Origin of the sequence: Nocardia vinacea, from assembly GCF_035920345.1 — a bacterium.
GTDB classification, from domain to species: domain Bacteria; phylum Actinomycetota; class Actinomycetes; order Mycobacteriales; family Mycobacteriaceae; genus Nocardia; species Nocardia vinacea_A.
In genome coordinates this window covers 4,797,438-4,819,069 of record NZ_CP109149.1, presented here as the reverse complement: position 1 = coordinate 4,819,069, position 21,632 = coordinate 4,797,438, and the positions used below count along the sequence as shown (strand labels likewise).

17 protein-coding genes are annotated in these 21,632 nt (G+C 66.6%); 10 read left to right on the top strand and 7 right to left on the bottom strand.

Annotated features, from left to right (window positions below; translation table 11 throughout):
• Window positions 1-44: 44 nt before the first annotated feature.
• Window positions 45-806 (bottom strand): Mut7-C RNAse domain-containing protein, encoded by a 762-nt coding sequence (locus tag OIE68_RS22105; protein WP_327101246.1) that lies wholly within the window; start codon window positions 804-806, stop codon window positions 45-47.
• Entirely contained in the window at window positions 803-1,957 is a 1,155-nt protein-coding gene (locus OIE68_RS22100; RefSeq protein WP_327101245.1) for an FIST signal transduction protein, read from the bottom strand. Before OIE68_RS22100 ends, OIE68_RS22105 begins: the two co-directional genes overlap by 4 nt.
• A gap of 342 nt (window positions 1,958-2,299) precedes the next feature.
• Between OIE68_RS22100 and hrpB the strand changes: the two genes are divergently transcribed.
• Entirely contained in the window at window positions 2,300-4,717 is a 2,418-nt protein-coding gene (hrpB, locus tag OIE68_RS22095; protein ID WP_327101244.1) for an ATP-dependent helicase HrpB, read from the top strand.
• Between the two features lie 11 nt (window positions 4,718-4,728).
• Here hrpB and OIE68_RS22090 read toward each other — a convergent pair whose 3' ends face one another.
• On the bottom strand, window positions 4,729-5,106 hold the full coding sequence (locus OIE68_RS22090) for a DUF488 domain-containing protein (protein WP_419150730.1): 378 nt from the start codon (window positions 5,104-5,106) through the stop codon (window positions 4,729-4,731).
• 134 nt (window positions 5,107-5,240) lie between these two features.
• On the opposite strand from OIE68_RS22090, the gene OIE68_RS22085 reads away from it, so the two are divergent.
• On the top strand, window positions 5,241-5,816 hold the full coding sequence (locus OIE68_RS22085) for a TetR family transcriptional regulator (protein WP_327101243.1): 576 nt from the start codon (window positions 5,241-5,243) through the stop codon (window positions 5,814-5,816).
• A complete protein-coding gene (locus tag OIE68_RS22080; RefSeq protein ID WP_327101242.1) occupies window positions 5,816-7,000 on the top strand; it encodes an NADH:flavin oxidoreductase in 1,185 nt (394 codons plus the stop codon). Before OIE68_RS22085 ends, OIE68_RS22080 begins: the two co-directional genes overlap by 1 nt.
• A 14-nt stretch (window positions 7,001-7,014) precedes the next feature.
• On the opposite strand, the gene OIE68_RS22075 is transcribed toward OIE68_RS22080, so the two are convergent.
• Window positions 7,015-7,497 (bottom strand): adenosine-specific kinase, encoded by a 483-nt coding sequence (locus tag OIE68_RS22075; protein WP_327101241.1) that lies wholly within the window; start codon window positions 7,495-7,497, stop codon window positions 7,015-7,017.
• A 368-nt stretch (window positions 7,498-7,865) separates the two neighbouring features.
• Between OIE68_RS22075 and OIE68_RS22070 the strand changes: the two genes are divergently transcribed.
• From OIE68_RS22070 to gatB, 6 genes are all read left to right on the top strand, one after another.
• Entirely contained in the window at window positions 7,866-8,747 is an 882-nt protein-coding gene (locus OIE68_RS22070) for a serine hydrolase (RefSeq protein ID WP_327101240.1), read from the top strand.
• Between the two features lie 347 nt (window positions 8,748-9,094).
• Complete coding sequence (locus tag OIE68_RS22065) at window positions 9,095-10,945, top strand: serine/threonine-protein kinase (protein ID WP_327101239.1); 1,851 nt, start codon at window positions 9,095-9,097, stop codon at window positions 10,943-10,945.
• Between the two features lie 71 nt (window positions 10,946-11,016).
• On the top strand, window positions 11,017-12,051 hold the full coding sequence (locus tag OIE68_RS22060) for an ATP-dependent 6-phosphofructokinase (RefSeq protein WP_327101238.1): 1,035 nt from the start codon (window positions 11,017-11,019) through the stop codon (window positions 12,049-12,051).
• A 64-nt stretch (window positions 12,052-12,115) separates the two neighbouring features.
• Entirely contained in the window at window positions 12,116-12,559 is a 444-nt protein-coding gene (locus tag OIE68_RS22055) for a hypothetical protein (RefSeq protein ID WP_327101237.1), read from the top strand.
• 504 nt (window positions 12,560-13,063) lie between these two features.
• The gene (locus OIE68_RS22050; RefSeq protein WP_327101236.1) at window positions 13,064-14,446 is read left to right on the top strand and encodes an alpha/beta hydrolase family protein; all 1,383 of its coding nucleotides are present in this window, start codon (window positions 13,064-13,066) and stop codon (window positions 14,444-14,446) included.
• A gap of 183 nt (window positions 14,447-14,629) precedes the next feature.
• On the top strand, window positions 14,630-16,135 hold the full coding sequence (gene gatB / locus OIE68_RS22045) for an Asp-tRNA(Asn)/Glu-tRNA(Gln) amidotransferase subunit GatB (protein WP_327101235.1): 1,506 nt from the start codon (window positions 14,630-14,632) through the stop codon (window positions 16,133-16,135).
• 86 nt (window positions 16,136-16,221) lie between these two features.
• On the opposite strand, the gene OIE68_RS22040 is transcribed toward gatB, so the two are convergent.
• Window positions 16,222-17,328, bottom strand: coding sequence for a PQQ-dependent sugar dehydrogenase (locus OIE68_RS22040; RefSeq protein ID WP_327101234.1), 1,107 nt, complete (start codon window positions 17,326-17,328; stop codon window positions 16,222-16,224).
• A 111-nt stretch (window positions 17,329-17,439) separates the two neighbouring features.
• Here OIE68_RS22040 and OIE68_RS22035 point away from each other — a divergent pair, with 111 nt between their 5' ends.
• Window positions 17,440-18,330, top strand: coding sequence for a DoxX family protein (locus OIE68_RS22035; protein WP_327101233.1), 891 nt, complete (start codon window positions 17,440-17,442; stop codon window positions 18,328-18,330).
• A gap of 312 nt (window positions 18,331-18,642) precedes the next feature.
• On the opposite strand, the gene ilvD is transcribed toward OIE68_RS22035, so the two are convergent.
• Together ilvD and OIE68_RS22025 are read right to left on the bottom strand one after the other, a co-directional pair.
• Entirely contained in the window at window positions 18,643-20,484 is a 1,842-nt protein-coding gene (gene ilvD / locus OIE68_RS22030; protein WP_327101232.1) for a dihydroxy-acid dehydratase, read from the bottom strand.
• Window positions 20,485-20,816: 332 nt separating this feature from the next.
• Window positions 20,817-21,575, bottom strand: coding sequence for a PH domain-containing protein (locus OIE68_RS22025; RefSeq protein WP_327101231.1), 759 nt, complete (start codon window positions 21,573-21,575; stop codon window positions 20,817-20,819).
• Window positions 21,576-21,632: the final 57 nt, after the last annotated feature.

The window sequence follows — 21,632 nt, the reverse complement described above, 5'->3', positions numbered from 1 at the left end:
GACTTCTCGGAGGTGGCATATCGCAAGTTCCAGCCGAAATACTTCTACTGACACAGAAAGGATTGGTTCAGGCGGGTGCGGATCGCCTCCACCGTGGCGCTGAGTCGGACCTGGTGCGAGCCCTGCCAGTAGATCCGCCCGCAGGTGCGGCACTTCCGAAACGTGTCGTAATGGCGGCGGGTCAGCGGTTGCAGCCGATCTTCGACCTCGGCTTTGTCGACCGCGACAACAGCGCCACCACAGCGCTGGCAGCGGGTGAACGGCGCCAAGCGCTCGACGAGATCCAGCCGTCGGATCACCTCGACGATCTGATCGACCGGCTGGTCCGATCTGATGTACATGCCGTGAGTTACGTTGCGCCGTTTCAGCAGTCCACGGTCGCGGGTGAGCAGGATCCGGTGCTCGGTCGCCGATAGCTCAGCGAGTGCGGCGTCGTCGGCGTCCCACCGAAAGTGCACGTCCAGGCCCATCAGCCGCATCAGCTTGGCGAGCCTGCCGAGATTGACGTCGGCGACGAAGCGCGGCTCGCGCAGTGGGTGTGGACGCACCCTGGTAACCCGGCCGATGTTCAGGGTCTCGAATACGGGATAGGCGGTGATCCGATCGCCGTCGCCGGGGCGCTGGCCGAAGGTGACCGGTTGCCCGTTGACCAGAACCAGGTCGACCTCGGTGTGCGGGATACCGGCCGCCTCGATGACGTCCTTCACGCTCTGGTGCGGACGGAACGGTCGACGCAGCACCGTGTAGCGCTCGTCGGGCCGTAGGAAATCGTTCAGCTCGGCGTAGACCCGCAGGTCGACCCTCATTCGACGAATACCGCCATCGATGCCGTGAATCCGTGCAACGCATTGCGGCCGGCGATGGGACCGATCTCGCCCGCGGCGAAGATGCCCGCGAGCGGTATGCCGTCGAGCAGGTCCTCGATCAGGGCGGCGTCGTGGTTCGCGACCCCGAACATCCGGCGACCCCGTCCGTTGCAGGTGAACAGCAACGCACCCGCCGGGTGTCCTGGCAGGTCCGAACCCACTCGGACGAGGGCCGCCCGCAGATCTTCGTCCGCCCCCACCGCGTCGCGGACCTGGAACTGCACGGTTGTGCCGACCTCGACGAGCTCACCGATCTCGAGCGCGCCGCTCGACGGGTCGGCACCGAGCAGGCCACGTATCAGGAAATCGCCCTGTCCGGGTACTGCCAGATGCTCGTCGACCACGATGCCGATCTGCAACCCGTGTGTCACCAGTTCCTGCTGGTCGGGTGGCAGCACCTCGACGATCTCGCGCAACCGCACGATCGGCGGTCGGCCGCCCAATTCGGTGATCAGCGCGCCACGCGCGCCGGTGACGATATACGGATAGCCGATCGGTCGGCAGCCCTGCGAAACGATGGGGACACCGTGCAGTCCGGGAACTCGCACGCCGACCGCGCCGGAGGTCACCACATCGTGGTCGCGGAACAGCCGGCAGCCGCCCGGCCCCTGCGTGCCGCTGACCAGCCCGCCCATCACGGTGATGCCGGGCAGATCGGTGTTCAGGTGCTCGAGCAGAATGTCGGCGGGGAATGAGAACGGGTCCGGTAGCAGCAGATGGAAGTCGCGTGTGGCCTGGTCGAAGTGGTAGCCCGCGAGTAGCCCCCCAGTCGCAGTGCGGACGAAGTCGAGCTGGAATGTCTCGGCGGCGGGCAATCCGGATGCCAGCCATACCACCACTGCGGGCTCGTCCTCGATCTCACGGCGGCCGGCTACGATCGCCTGCGCCACACATCCGACGAGTGCGGGCACCCGGACCGTCTGGTGGACTCCGGCGAGTACGGCCGAGGCATCGTCGGTATGTGCTCGTGATGCCAGCAGCACAGCAAGCGACGGCGTATCGCCCGCGATCTGATCGCGGGCGTGCGCTGCGGCTTCCGCTCCTGCCTGCCACGCTCCGGGCGCGGTGGAGAGCCCTACTCCGATCCGCACATCTCCATCGTAGCGAACCCTACGTGAGCGTGGGTATTAGTGCCGCACAAGGCATTTCATCAGAAGCGGGCCAAAACGCGCCGTCGGAGCGGTGACGTGGGCGTCGGTACGGGATCCAGCTCGGCCGAATGTGGTCGCCTGGCTGCTGAGGGCACCCACAACACGTTGTAGGCGCGTACTTGGTCAGCGGGTGCTCGTTAGCGCAGGTGCTCACGTTGAGAATTCCCGGTTCCCGATCGGAGTCGTCTGCACCGATGTCAGCGCGGCACCGCCCGCGCGCCGGAGATTGCCATCACGGGGTGAGGTTCAGGTTCTTCGTGCCGGGCTGCAGACTGGTTGGCAATGAAACTGCCCGAGCTTCCTGATCTGCCTGTGCGTGGCGCGCTCGACCGCATTGTCGCGACATTGACCGAGCGTGGCGCCGCCGTATTGGTCGCGCCGCCGGGAACCGGGAAGACGACATTGGTGCCGCTGGCGTTGGAGACTCTCGGGCGGGTGGTGGTGGCCGAGCCTCGGCGTTTGGCGGCGCGAGCGGCGGCGGGGCGGATGGCCGCGCTGTTGGGTGAGTCGGTAGGGGAGACGGTCGGGTATTCGGTCCGGGGAGATCGGCGGGTCGGTGCCCGGACCCGGATCGAGGTTGTGACGTCCGGGTTGCTGGTGCGGCGGTTGCAGGGCGATCCCGAGTTGGCGGGCGCGGATGTCGTTGTCCTCGACGAATGTCACGAGCGGCACCTCGACGCGGACCTGCTGTTGGCGTTGCTACTGGATGCGCGGGCCGGCTTGCGGCCGGATCTGCGGGTGCTCGCCACATCGGCAACTGTTGCGGCCGAACGTCTTTCGGTGCTGCTGGGTAGTGCGCCGGTGTTGGCGGTGCGGGGGCGGGCCTATCCAGTGGAGACGACATATGTCCCGTCGTTGCCGCGGGAACGGAGCGAAGCGCAGGTGGCCCGCGCCACGCGGACGGCGCTCGTCGGGGCCGACGGCGATGTGCTGGTCTTCCTACCCGGAGCAGCCGAAATCCGCCGGACCATGGATCTTTTGGCCGATGTAGATGCGGATCTGGTTCCGCTGCACGGCAGGCTTTCCGCCGCCGGGCAGGATATCGCGTTGCGGCCGGGTTCGCGGCGGCGCGTCGTGTTGTCCACCGCGGTGGCCGAGTCCAGTTTGACGGTGCCCGGGGTGCGCGCCGTGGTGGATTCGGGGCTGGCTCGGGTGCCGCGCATCGATCGGGGACGTGGGTTGTCCGGCCTTGCGACAGTACGGGTTTCGGCTGCCGTCGCCGAGCAGCGGGCTGGGCGCGCGGGGCGCGAGGCTCCGGGAAAGGTATGGCGCTGCTGGCCGGAGTACGAGAACGGCACCCTGCCTGCCTATCCGGTGCCGGAGATTCGCACGGCGGATCTGACGCGTCTCGCACTGGAGCTCGCGTGTTGGGGCACACCCGATGGCGATGGCCTCGCGTGGTGGGACGCACCGCCGCAGGGCGGATTGGCCGCTGGCCGAGATGTGTTGCGCGCGTTGGGAGCCGTGACCGCAGCGGGGGAAGTCACCGAGCGCGGGCGACACATGGCACGAGTCGGACTGCATCCCCGATTGGCACGAGCGCTGCTCGACGGTGCCGCCGAGGTCGGCACCCGGGCGGCGGCGGAAGTTGTCGCGGTCCTCGACGATGACACCCTCGTGCCCGGCGTCGATCTCGTGGCCGGTCTGCGCGCGTTGCGGCGTGAGCGGCCGCCGCGCTGGCGGCGGGAGGTCGAGCGTCTGTCGCGGTTGGTCGACGCGACGGATGGCGACGACGATCCGGCTTTCGTTGTCGCATTGGCACATCCGGAGCGGCTGGCACGGCGACGTAGTCCTGGCTCGGCGAGCTATCTGATGGCGGGTGGTACGGCGGTGACCCTGCCGCCGGGTTCCGGATTGGGTGATGCGGAATGGGTGGCGGTCGCGGTGGCGACACGCGATCCGGGGCATTCCGACGGGCGGATCCGGTCGGCCGCGGTCGCTGACGAAAAGCTCGCCCGACGTGCGGGATCGAGTCTGCTGGAGATTGTGGACGAGGTGGATTGGGTCGACGATGACGTCGTTGCCCGGCGGGTCGAACGACTGGGCGCGATCGTGTTGTCGGAGTTACAGATTCGTGATCCTGATCGCCAATTGCTCAGCGCGGCAGTGCGACGCGGCCTGAATTCGACCGGACTCACTCTGCTGCACTGGGATTCCGACGCGGTCGCCCTCCGTCAACGCCTCGACTTCCTGCACCGCACACTAGGTGCCCCCTGGCCGCGGGTCGACGACGAATCACTGCTGGCCGATGCCGACGCCTGGCTCGGCCCCGAACTCGCGACGGCGCGCCGCCGCGCCGACCTCGAACGTATCGACGCGGGACAGGCATTGCGTCGCCTACTGCCGTGGCCCGATGCCGCGCGCATGGACGAACTCGCGCCGGAGCGTCTGCCGGTGCCATCCGGCAGTCGCGTCCGTCTCGATTACTCGACTGACCCGCCGGTGCTCGCGGTCAAGGCGCAGGAGGTCTTCGGCTGGACGCAGACACCGTCGCTGGCCGATGGGCAAGTGCCGATCGTGCTGCACCTGCTCTCACCCGCCCAACGCCCCGTCGCGATTACCGCGGATCTGGCGTCGTTCTGGCGTACCGGCTGGCCGCAGGTTCGCAGTGACCTGCGCGGTCGCTACCCCAAGCACGCGTGGCCGGAGGATCCCACCAGCGTGCCCGCTCACCGCGGCACCGCCCGTAACGCCGGCTAGGTCCCGACGCATCAGTCCGGCGAATTCGCCCCTGCCGCAATCCAGTTCGCGAGGACGGCGGCCTGGCTGTGGTCGACGTCGCGGGTGGCGGTCAACAGCGTCACCGGATGTTCGCGGGCGATGTCGCGTAGCTGCGCGACGGCGGCGCGGTGCTGAGTATCGCGCAGCTCGGCCAGATATCGGCGACGGAACTCGACGAACCGCTCGGGCTGGTGTCCGTACCACTTGCGCAGTTCGGTCGACGGCGCGATATCGCGCATCCACTCGTCGAGGTGCGCGTCCTCCTTGCGGATCCCGCGCGGCCAGACCCGATCGACGAGCACGCGGGTGCCGTCCGACGGAATCGGCGCTTCATAGATTCTCCGGTAGGTGACGTGCTGGCTCATCATGCTCCCGTCCTGAGCTGGTCACTTCTCCTCGCGTGGAGCTCTGGAGGTAGCTCCCATGCTAGGCCTCGCGCAGTCGGCAATCATCGATTCAATCAATGATTGAATCGATGATGGGAACGTGGTTGACTTCAGTCATGGTGGAACAGGCAGCCGCGGCGGGCACGCGCGAGCGGCTATTGCTGGCGGCCGAGCGTCTCTTGCTGACCGAGCGGTACGACGATGTCTCGGTGCGGGCGATCTGCGCGGCGGCCGGGGCAAATCCCGCTGCGGTGCACTATCACTTCGGTTCGAAGGAAGCGCTGGTCGCGGCATTGCTGGAGGATCGGCTCGGGTCATTGTGGGCCGAACGGCTGACCGAGGTGACAACCGCGCACGGTTCGGTGTCGGCGCTGGTGGATGCGGTGATCGAGCCGTTCGTCGGATTGGCGGCCGATCCTGTCGGGCGGCTGCACCTGCGGCTGTTGGCCCAATTCGTCCTCGGTCGGCACCCGACGATGTGGCGTCGGCACTGGTTCCGCATGGACGCCTGGGTCGGCTTGCTGCCGGAGCTGAGCGAACGCGAGAGTCGGCGGCGCTGGGGATTGGCGTTCGACCTGATCATCGTGCAGTTCGGTGGTGTCGGCAGCGAGGAGCGTGAGCTGTCGGACGAGGCAGTCCGCACGCTGCGGGATTTCGTGGTCGCCGGACTGACCGCGCCAGGAGAGAAATGATGAACGAAGTATTCGCACCGACCACACTCGGCCCGATCACATTGCGCAACAGGGTGATCAAGGCCGCGACGTTCGAGGGACGAACACCGGACGCACTGGTCACCGACGAACTGATCGACTTCCATCGCGAAATCGCCGCCGGCGGCGTGGGTATGACGACGGTCGCCTACTGCGCGATATCGCCGGGTGGCCGCACCGACCGGCACCAGATCTGGATGCGCCCGGAAGCCGTTGCGGGACTGCGCGAACTCACCGACGCCGTGCACGCCGAAGGTGCCGCCGTCAGCGCCCAGATCGGCCATGCTGGACCGGTGGCCAATGCCGCATCCAATCGCGCACCGGCACTGGCGCCGAGCCGAATGTTCAGCCCACTCGGTATGCGCCCGATGCACGTTCCGGACTTGTCCGAAATCGCCACGGTCATAGCCGATTACGCGAATGCTGCGCGGCTCGCCGAGCAGTCGGGTTTCGATGCGGTCGAAATCCACTTCGGCCACAACTATTTGGTGAGTTCCTTCCTGAGTCCGCTACTGAACCGGCGCAAGGATCGTTACGGCGGTTCCCCGGCCAACCGTGCCCGGCTCGCGCGCGAGGTCGCGGTAGCGGTGCGCGAAGCTGTCGGCGGCCGCTTGGCCGTCACCGCGAAGCTGAATATGGAAGACGGTGTGCGCGGCGGCCTTTCACTCCCGGAGTCACTGCGGGTGGCCGCCTGGCTGGAATCGGACGGCGCACTGGATGCCTTGGAACTCACCGCAGGCAGCTCCCTGCTCAATCCGATGCTCCTGTTCCACGGCGCCGCTCCGCGCAAGGAATTCGCGAAAGTCCTTCCCGCTCCGGCACGCTGGGGGTTCCGCCTGATGGGCCGCGCATTCCTCCGCGAGTACCCGTACCGCGATGCCTACCTACTCGAACGCGCCCGTCAATTCCGCAGAGAACTATCAATGCCATTGATCCTATTGGGCGGCATCACCGACCTCGACACAATGCGCACGGCAATGGCCGAGGGCTTTGATTTCGTCGCCATGGGCCGCGCCCTCCTACGCGAACCAGACCTCCTGCTCCGAATCCAAGCCGACCAGAGCACCCGATCGGCATGTATCCACTGCAACGAATGCATGCCGACTATCTACACCACCACCCGCTGTGTCCTGCGGGTCGATCCCACCCCTGCCGCCGGTCACTGACCGACGGCGTCCTGCTACAACTTGTAACCGATCTGGCGCAGCAGCTGTCTGCGGTCTTCCTTATCGCCGGGGCCTTCGACGCCGAGCGGAGTATCCCCGTCGACAACTCCGATGATTCCGCGCCCCGATTCGGTCACGGCGAGCAACACCTCGACCGGATTGGCTGTGGCACAGAAGATTCCACAGACCTCAGGGACTTGCCGCACCGCATTGAGCACATTGACCGGATAACCCTCACGCAGGAAAACGATGAACGAATGCCCCGCGCCGACCGCGGCGGCATTCTTGGTGGCGAGCTCGGTCAGCTCGTCGTCATTGCCGGAGGTCCGGACCAGCCGCAGCCCGGAAGCCTCACAAAATGCCAACCCGAAACGCAGATGCGGACTGATCCCGACCAATGCCTCGTGCAGGTCCTCGACCGCCTTGATGAAGTGGGCCTGTCCGATGATGACATTGAGATCGTCCGGCTTATCGATGTGTACCGAAGTCAGCTCCATCGAACTATCCTGCGCCGCGTTCGAGTCTGTGCGCCAGGGCGACACGCCCATCCCTTCAAGACGTGCAGTACCCCTGGTACCAGGAAAAGTGGGTTGTGTCGGGGTTCGTCGAGTACTTTCTGAGGCGATGATCACAAGGAGTTCGCGGATGAGGGCGGCGGTACGCAGTCCTGGACGGCCAGCCGCAGCGAGCGGGCACTTGACGGTGTACATGCCTGTTGACCACGCTGTAAGCCGTTGTCACTGTTCGGGGTTCGGCGGTGCCGCCGCGGTTGCGGTGGGCGCTCGGTGTCGATGCCAAGTACGGTGTCTGGATGCCGTGTTGACATCGGAACCTGGGCGAGTTCGAAACGAGAATGTGTCGAAGTATGTATTTTGAGCTATCCCGGCGCCTGCGGAAAGCGGTAGCCGGCACTGCGCTGGCCGGACTCCTCGTTGTGGCCGGATGCGGCACCGACGCCGACAAGCACTCCGCGGAGCCCAGCATCACCGCGGCCGCCGCACATACGGACCAGCAGCAGCTATCGTTCACCGTGCCGGGCACGCTGGCCGCTGGTTTCCAGGAACTGCAGTTGAGTGCGCGCGGCAAGCTGGGTATGGCGGTCATGGCGGTCGGCGGCCAGAAGATGGTGACCTTTGGCGATTGGACCAGCGGACCCGCCTGGTCGACGATGAAGGTGCCGCTGGTCATCGCTGCACAGCGGAAGAGTTCGGCGAGCTCGAGCTACGCGGCGACAGCGGCGATCACCCAATCCGATAACACCGCGGCCGATACGCTCTGGCAGTCACTCGGCACCGGCCAAGAGGCGGCCAAAGCGGTCGAGGCCGTGCTGCGCGAGGGTGGCGATACCAAGACCACGGTGCCCGCCACCAAGACGCGCTCGGACGTCTCCGCATTCGGCCAGGCGGATTGGGCGCTCACCGAACAGGTTCGGTTCGCCTCCCGGCTGCCATGCCTACCGCAGAGCACGGACGTGATCGGTCTGATGGAACAGATCACGTCGAGTCAGCGCTGGGGCCTCGGTGACCTCAAGGGCGCGGAATTCAAGGGCGGTTGGGGTCCCGACACCTCCGGCGCCTATCTGGTCCGCCAATTCGGTCTGATCGAGGGCCCGGCTGGCCAGATCGCGGTCGCCATTGCCACCCAACCCGATTCGGGCACCCTCTCCGACGGAATAAGCATCCTGGATCGGTTGGCCACGGTCATCTCCCAGCACCTCGACGAACTCTCCGGCGGCAGCTGTTCCTAACCGGCTGTGGTCCGGCCAGGTGTGCGTGCACCCTTGATCGGGTAACGGCCACAACCTCGAATCTGGACTCATCGGGTGCGGCCGCACAGCCGCGGGCCGTGAGGTGGAGGTAACGGGGTAGATCAATCGGGGGCGCGGAGCTTCCGCGAAATATCCACCGGCGCGACTCGGCCTGGCGCTGATCGAGGAGTTCGCGGTCCGCTCGGCATCGGCCGTCGATCCTGAGCGCCGTCAGGCGACGTGCGCGCACACTTGACCGGGTAACGGCGGCACCCGAGAATCCCGACGTACCGGGTGAGGTCGCAGGACCACGGCCGGGTCGTGACCGCAAGGTGGAGGTAAACGGGGTGGACGAAACGGAGTCGCGGGCCGGTACGCGATTCGGACCCTACGAATTGCGTGCGTTGCTGGGCCGCGGCGGGATGGGGGAGGTCTACGAGGGGTACGACACGGTCAAGGACCGGGTGGTCGCGGTAAAATTGCTGCCCGTTGCGCTGGCCGGCGATCCACGGTTCCAGCAGCGGTTCCGGCACGAATCCCGGGTTGCGGCACGGCTGGCCGAACCGCATGTCATCCCGATTCATGACTGGGGCGAGATCGACGGAGTGCTCTATATCGATATGCGGCTGGTCCGCGGCAGCGATCTGCGCTCGGTGCTGCGCGACAAGGGCCCGCTGAGCCCCACCCGTTCGGTCGGCATCATCGAACAGGTCGCGGCCGCCCTCGATGCCGCGCATGCCGAGGGTTTGGTGCATCGCGACGTCAAACCCGCCAATGTCCTGGTCACCCCTTCGGATTTCGCGTACCTGGCCGACTTCGGCATCGCCCGCTCCGAGCGCGACCCCAGCGTCACCGCGACCGGCCAAGCCATCGGCTCCTACAGCTACATCGCGCCGGAACGATTCGACACCGCCCCGATCAGCGGCACCGCCGACGTCTACTCCCTCGCCTGCGTGCTGTTCGAATGCCTCACCGGCACACAACCTTTTCCGGCCGACGGAATGAGTTCGCTCATCCGAGCCCACCTTTCGGCACCACCACCCCGCCCGACCAGCAAACGAGCCGGACTGCCCGGCGCACTGGACGAGGTCATCTCCCGCGGCATGGCCAAGGAACCCGCCGACCGCTACCCAACGGCCGGTGCGCTCGCCTCGGCAGCCAGAGCCGCAGTATCGGGCACATCCTCCGTGCCGAACTCGGACCTGCCCACCGCCCAGATCTCCAAGCACCCACAACCGGCCCCAGCGACCATCATCTTCCCGACCTTCGGACCGGAATCGACGGCCGCGCGCCAATCGCCGAGCCGGCCGCAGCAGTCGGGCGGGTCGCAGTCGGCCGGTCCACAGCATGCAGGTGGGTCGCAACAGTTGGGCCGGTCGCAGCTGACAGGCGGGCACCAGTCTGGTGCGTCGCAGCAGTCGAATGGCCCGCTGCAGGCAGGTGGCCCGCCCCGGGCGGGTGGTCCGCTGCAGGCGGGTGGGTCGCAGCTGCCAGCTGGTCCGCAGTCGCTAGGCCGGGTGCAGCAGGCGGGCGATTCACAGCAGTCGGGAGGGCCGCACCAATCAGGTGACCAGCAGCAGTCGAGCGGGCCGCGGCAGACGGGCGGTCCGGCCTCGGCGAGCGGACCGCAGCAGATCACCGGACTCGAGCCGACGCTCGTGCGCCGACACTCATCGGATCCGATGCGCCGCGATATGCCACCGCACGACGCGACCACCGAGGCACTGTCGAGAACCGTCGGCATGCCGATGCCCCAATCCGACGCACCATATCCACCGGATCCGACACCCATTCCTGCGCGTCGATCGATGCGCATCGTCTGGATCGGCGCGTTGCTTGTGGTCCTGGCGATCGGGGGGATTGTCGGCTGGCAGGTGCACAACGCAAGCGAACATTCCGGCCAACCGACGACCACGACCATGCCCGCACACCTGCCCGCCGGTGCGAAACCGTGCGCTCAGCTGTATCCGGCGCTCGGCCGTTTCACCTCGTCCGCGATCGGCACCACCGTCACCAGTTGCGCCTTCGCCGAGGAGGTGCGCAAGGCGTACGCGAATGGCGGTGACAACAGCATTACCGATCGATCGGTCATGGCGCACAGCCCGATCAAGAATCGGGATTACAAGATGAATTGCACGGCCGGTGACCAATTCGCAACCTGCACCGGCGGTGAGAACGCCATCGTCTATGTGTATTGAGTCGTAGCCGTTACGCGGTGTTCACGGGGGTGCGACCGCGCGATCGCGCGAAGCGGTGCAAGATATGCGCCATGCGTATCGGAGTCTTGACCGGAGGCGGCGACTGTCCAGGACTGAACGCGGTCATCCGTGCCGTCGTTCGCACCGCGAACGGACGCTATGGGGATGCGATCATCGGCTTCCAGGACGGCTGGCGTGGTCTACTCGAAGACCGAAAGATCACCATTCTGAACGACGATCGCACCGACCGCCTGCTCACCAAGGGCGGCACGATGCTCGGCACCGCTCGCACCAATCCCGACAAACTGCGTGCCGGACTGGACCAGATCAAACGCACCCTCGACGACAACGGGATCGAGGCACTGATCCCGATCGGCGGCGAGGGCACGCTCACCGCCGCGAGTTGGCTGTCCGACGAGGGCGTCCCGGTGGTCGGGGTCCCGAAAACCATCGATAACGACATCGACTGCACCGATGTCACTTTCGGCCACGACACCGCGCTGTCCATCGCCTCCGAGGCCATCGACCGGCTGCACACCACCGCGGAATCGCATCAGCGCGTCATGCTGGTCGAGGTGATGGGCCGCCACGCGGGCTGGATCGCGATCAACTCGGGCATGGCGGCCGGCGCGCACCTCACGCTGGTTCCCGAGGTGCCCTTCGACGTGGACGCGGTGTGCTCGACGATCAAGCGCCGCTTCCAGCGCGGCGATAAGCACTTCATCTGCGTGGTTGCCGAGGGCGCGCACCCGGCCCCCGATTCGGGATTCGCGCTGCGCGAGGGCGGTATCGACGAATTCGGCCACGAACGGTTCACCGGTGTCGCACAGCAGCTGGGCACCGAGATCGAACGCCGAATCGGCAAAGAGGTCCGCACCACCGTGCTCGGTCACGTCCAGCGCGGCGGCAGCCCGACCCCGTACGACCGGGTGCTGGCGACCCGGTTCGGTCTGCATGCCGCCGAAGCCGTACATGCCGGACAATTCGGCCAAATGGTTGCTCTGCACGGCACTTCCATCGATCTGGTTCCCTTGTCCGAGGCCACCAAGCAGCTCAAGCGCGTGCCCGAGGAGCGCTACCGCGAAGCCGAGGCATTCTTCGGCTGATTCCGGCGGTTGTTGCGCAATCGAGACCTGCCGAATTCCTTGGTGCACAGCTACTCTGGTCGTCGTGGCTCAACTCCAGGTATCCGACCTGCCCACCGATGCTGTCGCCGTATTCCGCCGCCGTGCTCGCATCGCGGGCATATCGATCGAAGCTCAGGTCCGTCAGGAACTGATCGCAATGGCGCATCGGCGAACTTCCGTGGACACGATCGTGGAATTCCTGGAAGCCCAGGGCCGCGATCTGACCCCGCAATTCGACTCCGATGCGGTAACCCTCATCCAGGTCTACGATCTGCCCGCCGACGCCCTCGGCATGTTCGGCCGGCGCGCCCGCGCCGCCGAACTCCCGCTCGGCGCCTACGTCCGCCGTGAACTCCTCGCCATCGCGCGCCGCGGCAGTGTGTCGGACGCAATGCTGGAATTCCAAGAGGCACAAGAAGACGACCCCACCCTCGAACTCGATATGGACGCGATCGCCGCCGCAGTCCGATACGCCCGCGGGGCGTGAAGGTCGGCCCCCTGCGGTGCCCTGGCTCGGGGAGCGATTGGACTGCTGGAACGGTCATTGTCCAGGCGGAGAGAGGCGATTGTCGGGGGCGGTGCGCACGGCGTGCGGATCGCCCCGCATTCCGCTGGCGCGGAGGGCAATTCACCTGCTGAGGCGATGCTGACCGGGCCGAATGGCAGCGACTATCCGTCTGGTTCGGCACGCGCACAGGGGTGCGGATAGCCGCCCATCGTTCTCGGTTCGCGTCTGGCGATCCGAACGCCGGTGCGAGCCCAGGATTGCTGATCGCAATAACTGACCGACGTTCGATCTTCGAAACAGGCTCGGCCGTGGCTCATGTCGGGTCGCTGGGCAGTCATGCGCTCGTGGGCGGCAATCGCCCACGATGCTGCTGGATACTTCGAGGCGGCGCGACCGCGCTATCGGAGGACGGCAGTAATGCCGGGGCCGCAATGTGTGCCCGAGTTCGCCCGATATGGGCGCGCGGATCGGTAGTGTTGCGGCATGCGCACTGGGCGATGGTTCGTCTCGGTTCTGGTCCTGATCGTTGCGTTGGTGGTGGGGTGTTCGTCATCGGATAAGGGCCAGACCCGGTCGTTGACCGGGGATTGGCACGGGTCCATCGAGGTGCCCGACGCGCCGTTGGCGGTGGGGGTGCGTTTCGCCGATAACGGCAGCGCCACCATCGACATCCCGTCGCAAGGTGTGAACGGCGCGGAGCTGAAAGGTGTTTCCGCCGAACCGGATCGGGTGGCGTTCGCGATTCCGAACACTCCGGGTGATGCGGTGTTCGAGGGCAAATTCGACAAGGGGGCCAACCGGATCAGCGGTGAGTTCCGGCAAGCTGGCCAGAGCCTGCCGTTGACGCTCGAGCCCGGCAAGATCGGGACGTCCGCGCATCCGCAGGAGCCGAAACCGCCGTACCCCTACCGTTCCGAAGACGTCACCTACCGCAACGGCGATATCACCATCGCGGGCACACTGACCCTGCCCGAGGGCAACGGCCCCTTCCCGGCAATCCTGATGATCTCCGGCAGCGGCCCCCAGGACCGCAACGAAGAACTCATGGGCCACAAGCCTTTCCTGCTGCTGGCCGACACCTACACCCGTGCGGGTTATGCCGTACTGCGTACCGATGACCGCGGCGTCGGCGGTACCAGCGGCAATCTCGACGACGCCATTTACAACGATCTCGCTGAGGACGCGGCCGCCGGCGTGCGCTTCCTACGCGCCCGCCCGGATATCGACCCGGCCCGCGTCGGACTGTTCGGCCACAGTGAGGGCGGCTATCTCGCGCCCCTGGTGGCATCCCGCCCAGACAGCGGAGTCGCCTTCGCGATCCTGATGGCGGGCCCCTCTGTACCCGGCTGGGAGGTGCTGATCGAGCAGAACCGCGCACTGCTCAGCGTGGCAGGCGCACCACAGTCCCGAATCGATGATCAGGTCACCTACATCACCGACTGGACCAACCTGATCCGCTCCGGTGACCTGGCCGCCGCCAAGGACCTCGCCTACCGCCACAACGAATCCCTTCCGCCGAACCAGCGCGCCTCCGCGGAAACCCTCGACGCCTACAACACCACGTACATGGCGTCCTTCATCACCTACGACCCGGCCGCCGCGCTCTCCGCCCTGCGCATCCCGGTTCTGGCCTTCTTAGGCACCAAAGACATGCAGGTCCTCGCCACCCAGAACGAACAACCGATGCGGGACCGCCTAGGCGCCGATCCGGACGCCACCGTCCACGTCTTCCCCGACCTCAACCACTTCATGCAACCCGCCAATTCCGGCCTCCCCAGCGAATACACCACCATCGAAACCACCATCGCCCCCGACGTCCTCACCTACACCACCACTTGGCTCACCCAACACACCCAACCCCGCTGACTGAACCGCCCGGCCAGAGCGCTACCGCATAACCGGTGCGCTCCTCGCAGAAGCTCCACCTTCTGCGAGGAGCGCACCGGTTATGCGACGGCTCTGCAGTCACCGGGCCGATGCGGTCGCGAGAGACACGGCGGGTGCTGACCGCTTGGCGGGGGCGGCGGGCGGGTCAATAGACTGATCGCTATGAGTGCACCCACCGTCGACTTGATGGACTATGCCGATGTCATCGACCGGTTCGAGCCGGTGCTCGGGATGGAGGTTCACGTCGAGCTGAACACCGCGACCAAGATGTTCTGCGGTTGTCCGACCGAGTTCGGCGCGGAGCCGAACACCCAGGTGTGTCCGGTGTGCCTCGGTCTGCCGGGCTCGCTGCCGGTGGTGAACGAGCAGGCCGTCGCGTCGGCGATCCGGATCGGGCTGGCCCTGAATTGCGCGATCACTCCGTGGGGCCGGTTCGCGCGCAAGAACTACTTTTACCCGGACCAGCCGAAGAACTACCAGATCAGCCAATACGACGAGCCGATCGCCACCAACGGTCACCTCGACGTGGTCCTCGACGACGGCAGCACCTTCCGTGTCGAGATCGAGCGCGCGCATATGGAGGAGGACACCGGCAAGTCCACCCACATCGGCGGCTCGACCGGCCGCATCCACGGCGCGAGTCACTCGCTGCTGGACTACAACCGGGCCGGCGTGCCGCTCATCGAGATCGTCACCAAGCCGATCACCGGTGCTGGGGAGCGGGCACCGGAAGTGGCGCGCGCCTACGTGACCGCGCTGCGTGAAGTTCTGAAGTCGCTCCAGGTCTCTGACGTCAAAATGGAGCAGGGCTCGCTGCGCTGCGATGCCAATGTTTCGCTGATGCCCATCGGCGCAACGGAATTCGGCACCCGCACCGAGACCAAGAACGTCAACTCGCTCAAGAGCGTCGAGGTCGCGGTCCGCTTCGAAATGCGCCGCCAGGCCGCCATTCTCGTCGACGGCGGTTCGATCGTGCAGGAGACCAGGCACTTCCATGAGAGCGACGGCACCACCTCGCCCGGTCGCCGCAAGGAGACCGCCGAGGACTACCGTTACTTTCCCGAGCCGGACCTGGAACCCGTTGCGCCCGCGGAGGATTGGGTAGAGCAGCTGCGCGGCACGATCCCGGAGTACCCGTGGCTGCGCCGCGGGCGCATCCAGTCCGACTGGGGGCTGTCCGACGAGGTCATGCGCGACCTGGTGAACGCAGGAGCGCTCGACCTGATCATCGCGACCGTCGATGCGGGCGCTCCGGTCAACGAGGCCCGCTCGTGGTGGGTCGCCTACCTCACCGAAAAGGCCAAGGAGCGTGAGGTTTCCCTGGAGGAACTGCCGATCACGCCCGCCCAGGTGGCGGAGGTGATCAAGCTCGTCGAATCGAAGACGGTGAACAACAAGGTCGCCAAGCAGGTCGTCGACTTCGTGCTGGCGGGCGAGGGTGATCCGGCGAAGATCGTCGAGACCAAAGGCCTCGGCATGGTCAGCGACGAGACCGCGCTGCAGGCGGAGGTACAGAAGGCGCTCGAGGCCAATCCCGATATCGCCGAGAAGATCCGCTCGGGCAAGGTGCAGGCCGCCGGCAAGATCGTCGGCGACGTCATGAAGGCGACGCGCGGCCAAGCCGACGCGGCTCGCGTGCGTGAGCTCGTGCTCGAGGCCTGCGCCTGAGTTCGGTCCGCACCGGCGGTTTTCCAACGATGCCAACGTGAAGTGGGCGGGTCCTGAAGGACCCGCCCACTTGGTTATCGGCGCGGTTAGTCCGGCCCGGTACCCTGCGACGGCGGCGGGACCTTGATCACCCGATCGTCGAACGGCCCGTGGTTATCGTCATTGTTGACGGTGGTTGCCCAGATGGTGCCGTCCGCACCGGCCGCCGCACCGCCGAGCCTGCCGTATTTGTCCTGCACGGTGAACGTCGGCGCCGCGGTGATCGCGTGGGTGTTCGCATCCGGATTCGCGATCGCCAGCGCCTTCGCCCCCGACATCGCGATCGCCACCACATCGGGTCCGGCCGCGCAGCCACCCACGCCGGGCCGATCCGGCCAAGTCCACGCGGTGGTGATCGATCCGTCCCGACCGAGGCGCTGCAGACGATCCTCGGTCGGGGTGCGATCGGTGATCCAGACGCTGTCCTTACCGTCGTCGCACAGATCGCCCGCCGTGCCGAGGCCCGACGCCACGACCTCCGCATTGGCGCCCGGTGACGGCGACTTGATCCGCAATACCTTGCCCGCCAGCGACGACGGCGCACTTGCCAGACCGGGATTGCCCGCATCGCCGGTCAGCACCAACAGTTCGGTCGGCGAAATGAATTCCAGCGCACCGTGATTGCCGACCGACCCCTTCGGAATTCCGGTGAGAATGGTCTTCGGCGGCCCGTTCTCCGCGATGCGCACCACCCGGTTATCGGATCCGGTGGTGATGTAGGCGTAGATGAGTCCGTCCTCGCGGTAGGTCGGCGAGAGGGCGATATCGGAGATGCCGCCGTCACCGGAGCCGTCCACATCCACCTGACCGACCAGAATCGGCGGCGACTGCGGATCGCTCGGATCCACCGCGACGGTCTTGTAGATGCGTCCGGTGCGCCGCTCGGTGACCAGCGCATCCTCGCCGAGCGAGATGATGCCCGCGGTGGAATCCAGGCAGGTCGTGATCACATTCGGATCCGGATCGATGCACGGGCCGGTCGGACGTGGGCGCTGCGAGGGGTTCTGCTGCGGTGATTTGGGTTCGGCGGGGTTGAAGGTCGGTTCGGGTGTGAACGGGCTGGAGGCGGAATCGTCGAACCGAGCGCAGCCGACCAGCAGGACGGAGCCGAGCGCCAGGCTCAGGGCGATACGCCCCGCGACAACCAAACTCATGGTTCAGACGTTACGGAAACCGCGGCCGATGTGCCGCTTCGGGTCGATAAACGGACACGCCGTCGCCTCGAGACCGCCCACGCGGGCGCAAGGCCGCATAGGGTATCGACCGTGACCGAAGAGCCCAAAGACACATCCGCGCCCAGAACCGAGGGCGCGGCATCGCCCACGGAGGAGCAGTCGGCGGTGTCGTCCACCGGTCGTGGCGTGACCAGTCCCTACGATTCACCCACCGGCGTGCTGCCCAGAATGTCCTCCGATACCGCCCCGAGCGGCCCTGATCTAGCCAAGGATGTGCCGCGCACCGAGGAGGAACTCGGGCTCGATCCGGAGATCCCCTCGGTCGGTGAGCAGGCCAGGGCGAACGAAGCCGCGGCCTATTCCTACGCCAGCATCCCGCCCGCCCCGAACGCGTCCGGCGGCGAGCCGAGCCGCCCGCTGCGCCGCCGCACTGGCGAGGCCCGCCGCGGCACCCTCGACCTCGGCCTGTTCGTGCTGCGCCTGGTCGTCGGCGGCACCTTCATCTACCACGGCCTGCAGAAGCTCACCACCTGGTTCCACGGCCAGGGGCTGGACAACACCCGCGACATGATGGCGTCGGGCGGCTGGGACCACGCCACCCTCTCGACCATCCTGGTCATCGCCGGTGAAGTCGGTGGCGGCGGACTGCTGGTCCTCGGCCTGGCCACGCCGCTCGCCGCGGGTGCGGTGCTGGCGGTGATCATCGACGCGTGGCTGTGGAAGCAGGGCATGACCCCCGGCTTCCAGTACAAGTCCTCGGTCAAGAGCGGTGTGGAACTGGAGTCCATCCTCGCGGGCACCGCCGTCGTCCTGCTCCTGACCGGACCCGGCCGCCTGTCCTTCGACCGCAACCGCGGCTGGGCCACCCGCCCCGCCTACGGCTCCTTCGTAGTCCTCATTCTCGCCATAGCCGCCGCCATCGGCACCTGGTACTGGCTGCACGGTGGCAACCCGCTGACCGGGATCGGCCCGTTCAAGTAACCCGTCCACACAACCGGCGCCCTTCGGTATCGAAGGGCGCCGTTCGTTTTTGGGCGATATTTTTTGGGGTACAAGGGATGCCACGTTTCTGCCGATAGACACCGTCACACCCCCGACTGTCATCCATCAGCGGGCAAAGACGCGTACGCCCTCGCATCGCGCTGGTGCGTATGCCCGCTCGACGAAAGTGCATGTGGCGAACGCCGACCAGGGCACGCAGGCACATGCGTTGCGCCGCAATGCTGTTGGGATGGAACGGAAACGGCGTCCCCCATGTGGCCACGAGGGACGCCGTTGGTTTTCGTGACGGGACTACGGCACCTGGCGAACGGCACCCTTGTCGGCGGAGGTGGCGAGCGCGGCATAGGCGCGCAGGGCCGTGGTGACCGGGCGGATGCGGTCGACCGGCTGCCAAGGCCGTTCGGAGGCATCCATTTTCGCGCGGCGCTCGGCCATGATCGCGTCGTCGACCAGCACCTCGAGGGTCCGGGTTTCGACATCGATGCGGATCTGATCGCCGTCTTCGATGAGTCCGACGGCACCGCCCGCCGCGGCCTCGGGCGACATGTGACCGATCGACAGGCCGGAGGTCCCGCCGGAGAAGCGGCCGTCGGTGATCAGCGCGCACACCTTGCCGAGTCCCGCACCCTTCAGAAATGCGGTGGGGTGCAACATTTCCTGCATGCCCGGCCCGCCCTTGGGGCCCTCGTAGCGGACCACGATCACATCGCCCGGCTTGATCTTCTTACCGAGGATCGTCGAGACCGCCTCCTCCTGGGATTCGACCACGACGGCCGGGCCTTGGAAGGAGAACAGCTCCTCATCGATTCCAGCGGTCTTCAGGATTGCGCCGGCGGGGGCGATATTGCCGCGCAGGACAACCAGGCCGCCCTCGACCGTGTAGGCGTGCGCCTTGTCGCGGATGCAGCCGCCCTCGGCGTCGGTATCGAGCGCGGACCAGCGGTTGTTCGTGGAGAAGGGCTCAGTGGTGCGCACGCCACCGGGCGCGGCGTGGAACAGTTCCAGCGCCTCATCGGATGCCTTGCCGGAGCGGATATCCCAGGTGTCGAGCCATTCGTCGAAGCTCTTGGTGTGCACCGTGGTGACGTCGGTCTCCAGCAGTCCGGCGCGGCGCAGCTCGCCGAGGATCGCCGGGATGCCACCAGCGCGGTGCACATCCTCCATGTGGTAGTCGGAGTTGGGGGAGACCTTCGACAGGCACGGCACTTTGCGAGAAATCTCGTCGATGGTGCTCAACTCGAAGTCGATCTCACCCTCCTGCGCGGCCGCGAGGGTGTGCAGCACCGTATTCGTGGAACCGCCCATCGCGACGTCCAGCGCCATCGCATTGCGGAAGGCCTTGGCATCGGCCACGTTCCGCGGCAGCACCGACGCATCGTCCTCGTGGTACCAGCGATTCGCGATATCGACGATCACGGTGCCCGCCCGCTCGAACAGGGCGTGACGGGCGGCATGGGTGGCCAGCGTGGATCCGTTGCCGGGCAAGGCGAGTCCGAGCGCCTCGGTGAGGCAGTTCATCGAATTCGCGGTGAACATGCCGGAGCAGGAGCCGCAGGTCGGACAAGCGCTGCGCTCGACCTCGGACAGGCCGTCCTCGCTGACGTCCATATTGGCGCTGGCCGCGATCGCGGTGATCAGATCGGTCGGTGCCTGTGCGACACCGCCGACGACAACGGCCTTACCGGCCTCCATCGGACCGCCGGAAACGAAGACGGCCGGGATATTCAGGCGCATAGCGGCATTGAGCATGCCGGGTGTGATCTTGTCGCAGTTGGAGATGCACACCAGCGCGTCGGCGGTGTGCGCGTTCGCCATGTATTCGACCGAATCGGCGATGATCTCGCGCGAGGGCAGCGAGTAGAGCATGCCGCCGTGGCCCATCGCGATGCCGTCGTCGACCGCGATGGTGTGGAACTCCCGCGGTACACCACCCGCGGCGCGCACCGCGTCCGCGACGATCTCACCGACATTCTTCAGATGCACGTGGCCCGGTACGAACTGCGTGTAGGAGTTCGCGATGGCGACGATCGGCTTACCGAAGTCGGTGTCGGTCATACCGGTGGCGCGCCAGAGTGCGCGTGCGCCCGCGGCATTGCGGCCGATGGTGGTTGTCCGTGAACGAAGCGGTGGCATGTAAATCCTCGGGAGGTCGCGGGGGCTGATGTGCGACTGCGCGGAGTTCGCTCGATGAGCAAATTCAGCGACCGACCACGTTACTCCTGCGCGCGGGCGGGCCTTTCGTGGCGGTCGACGGCGCAGATCGCCATCGGTCTGTGGTTCGGGATGATGTCGCCGCGAGGGTGGTCGTCGGCGCGGACGGTGTCATCGTGTCGGTTCCGGCACCGTCGGTATCCACAGGTCTGGTGAGTGCGGGCGGGGGATTGTCCGACCGGCGCGGTCACCAGATCGCGCATCCGTCGGCGAGCTTACCGGCGTCGGTCGATATCCCCGCCACCGGTAAACCGCTACGAATCGGAGTCGCGCGCCTCGGTCTCGGTGGCAGGTGGCTTGGCCTCGGTGTTCGTCTCGGCTTCGCGACCGTTGGTTCCGGCCTTCTTCGTCTCGGCCCCGCGCGCCTCGGTGTCGGCCGTCCTCGCCTCGGTCTCGGTGGCAGGTGCCTCGGTGTCGGTCTTCGTCGCGTCTGAGCGCTCGTTGGTTTCGGCCGTCTCGGTTTCGGCCTCGTGGCTCCCGGTGTCGGCCGACTCGGTCTCGGCCTCGCGCGCCGCGTACTCCGCCTCCCGCGCCGCCGCCTCCGCCGCGAACAGATCCGGAATCCGACCGTTCGACGCGCGGATCAGATCACGCAACCGGTCATAGCTCACCGCGGGCAGCTTCACTTCGGTGTCATCGGTGAGATGGGCACGCACGAACCCGCGCTTCGGAATGCCGACCCCCGCGACCTGTGCCCAGTCGAGGTGCCGCGAACCGAAAACCGTGCGCAGATCCAGCCCGTCCTCGGACACCGTGGTGCGCGTGCGTTCGATCCACACCGCCGCCGCGACCGGGAGCAGTAGCAGCCACCACAGTCCGATCGGCCAGCCGACGAAGGCGAAGAAGACACAGAACAGCAGTACGACCACACCGAGGTAGGCCATCTGCGTAATGCGGATGACCTGCGCCGTCTGCTTCGGCTCGGTCGGTTCCGGCGAACTACCCGTCTCCGATCCCGCCGCGGGCGTGTGGGACGATTTAGCCGGTGGCACGGACTGATGCGGTGATGACACACCACCATCCTCGCATCATGGTGAACGGACTCGAGCACCCGCTGGGTCTCACATAAT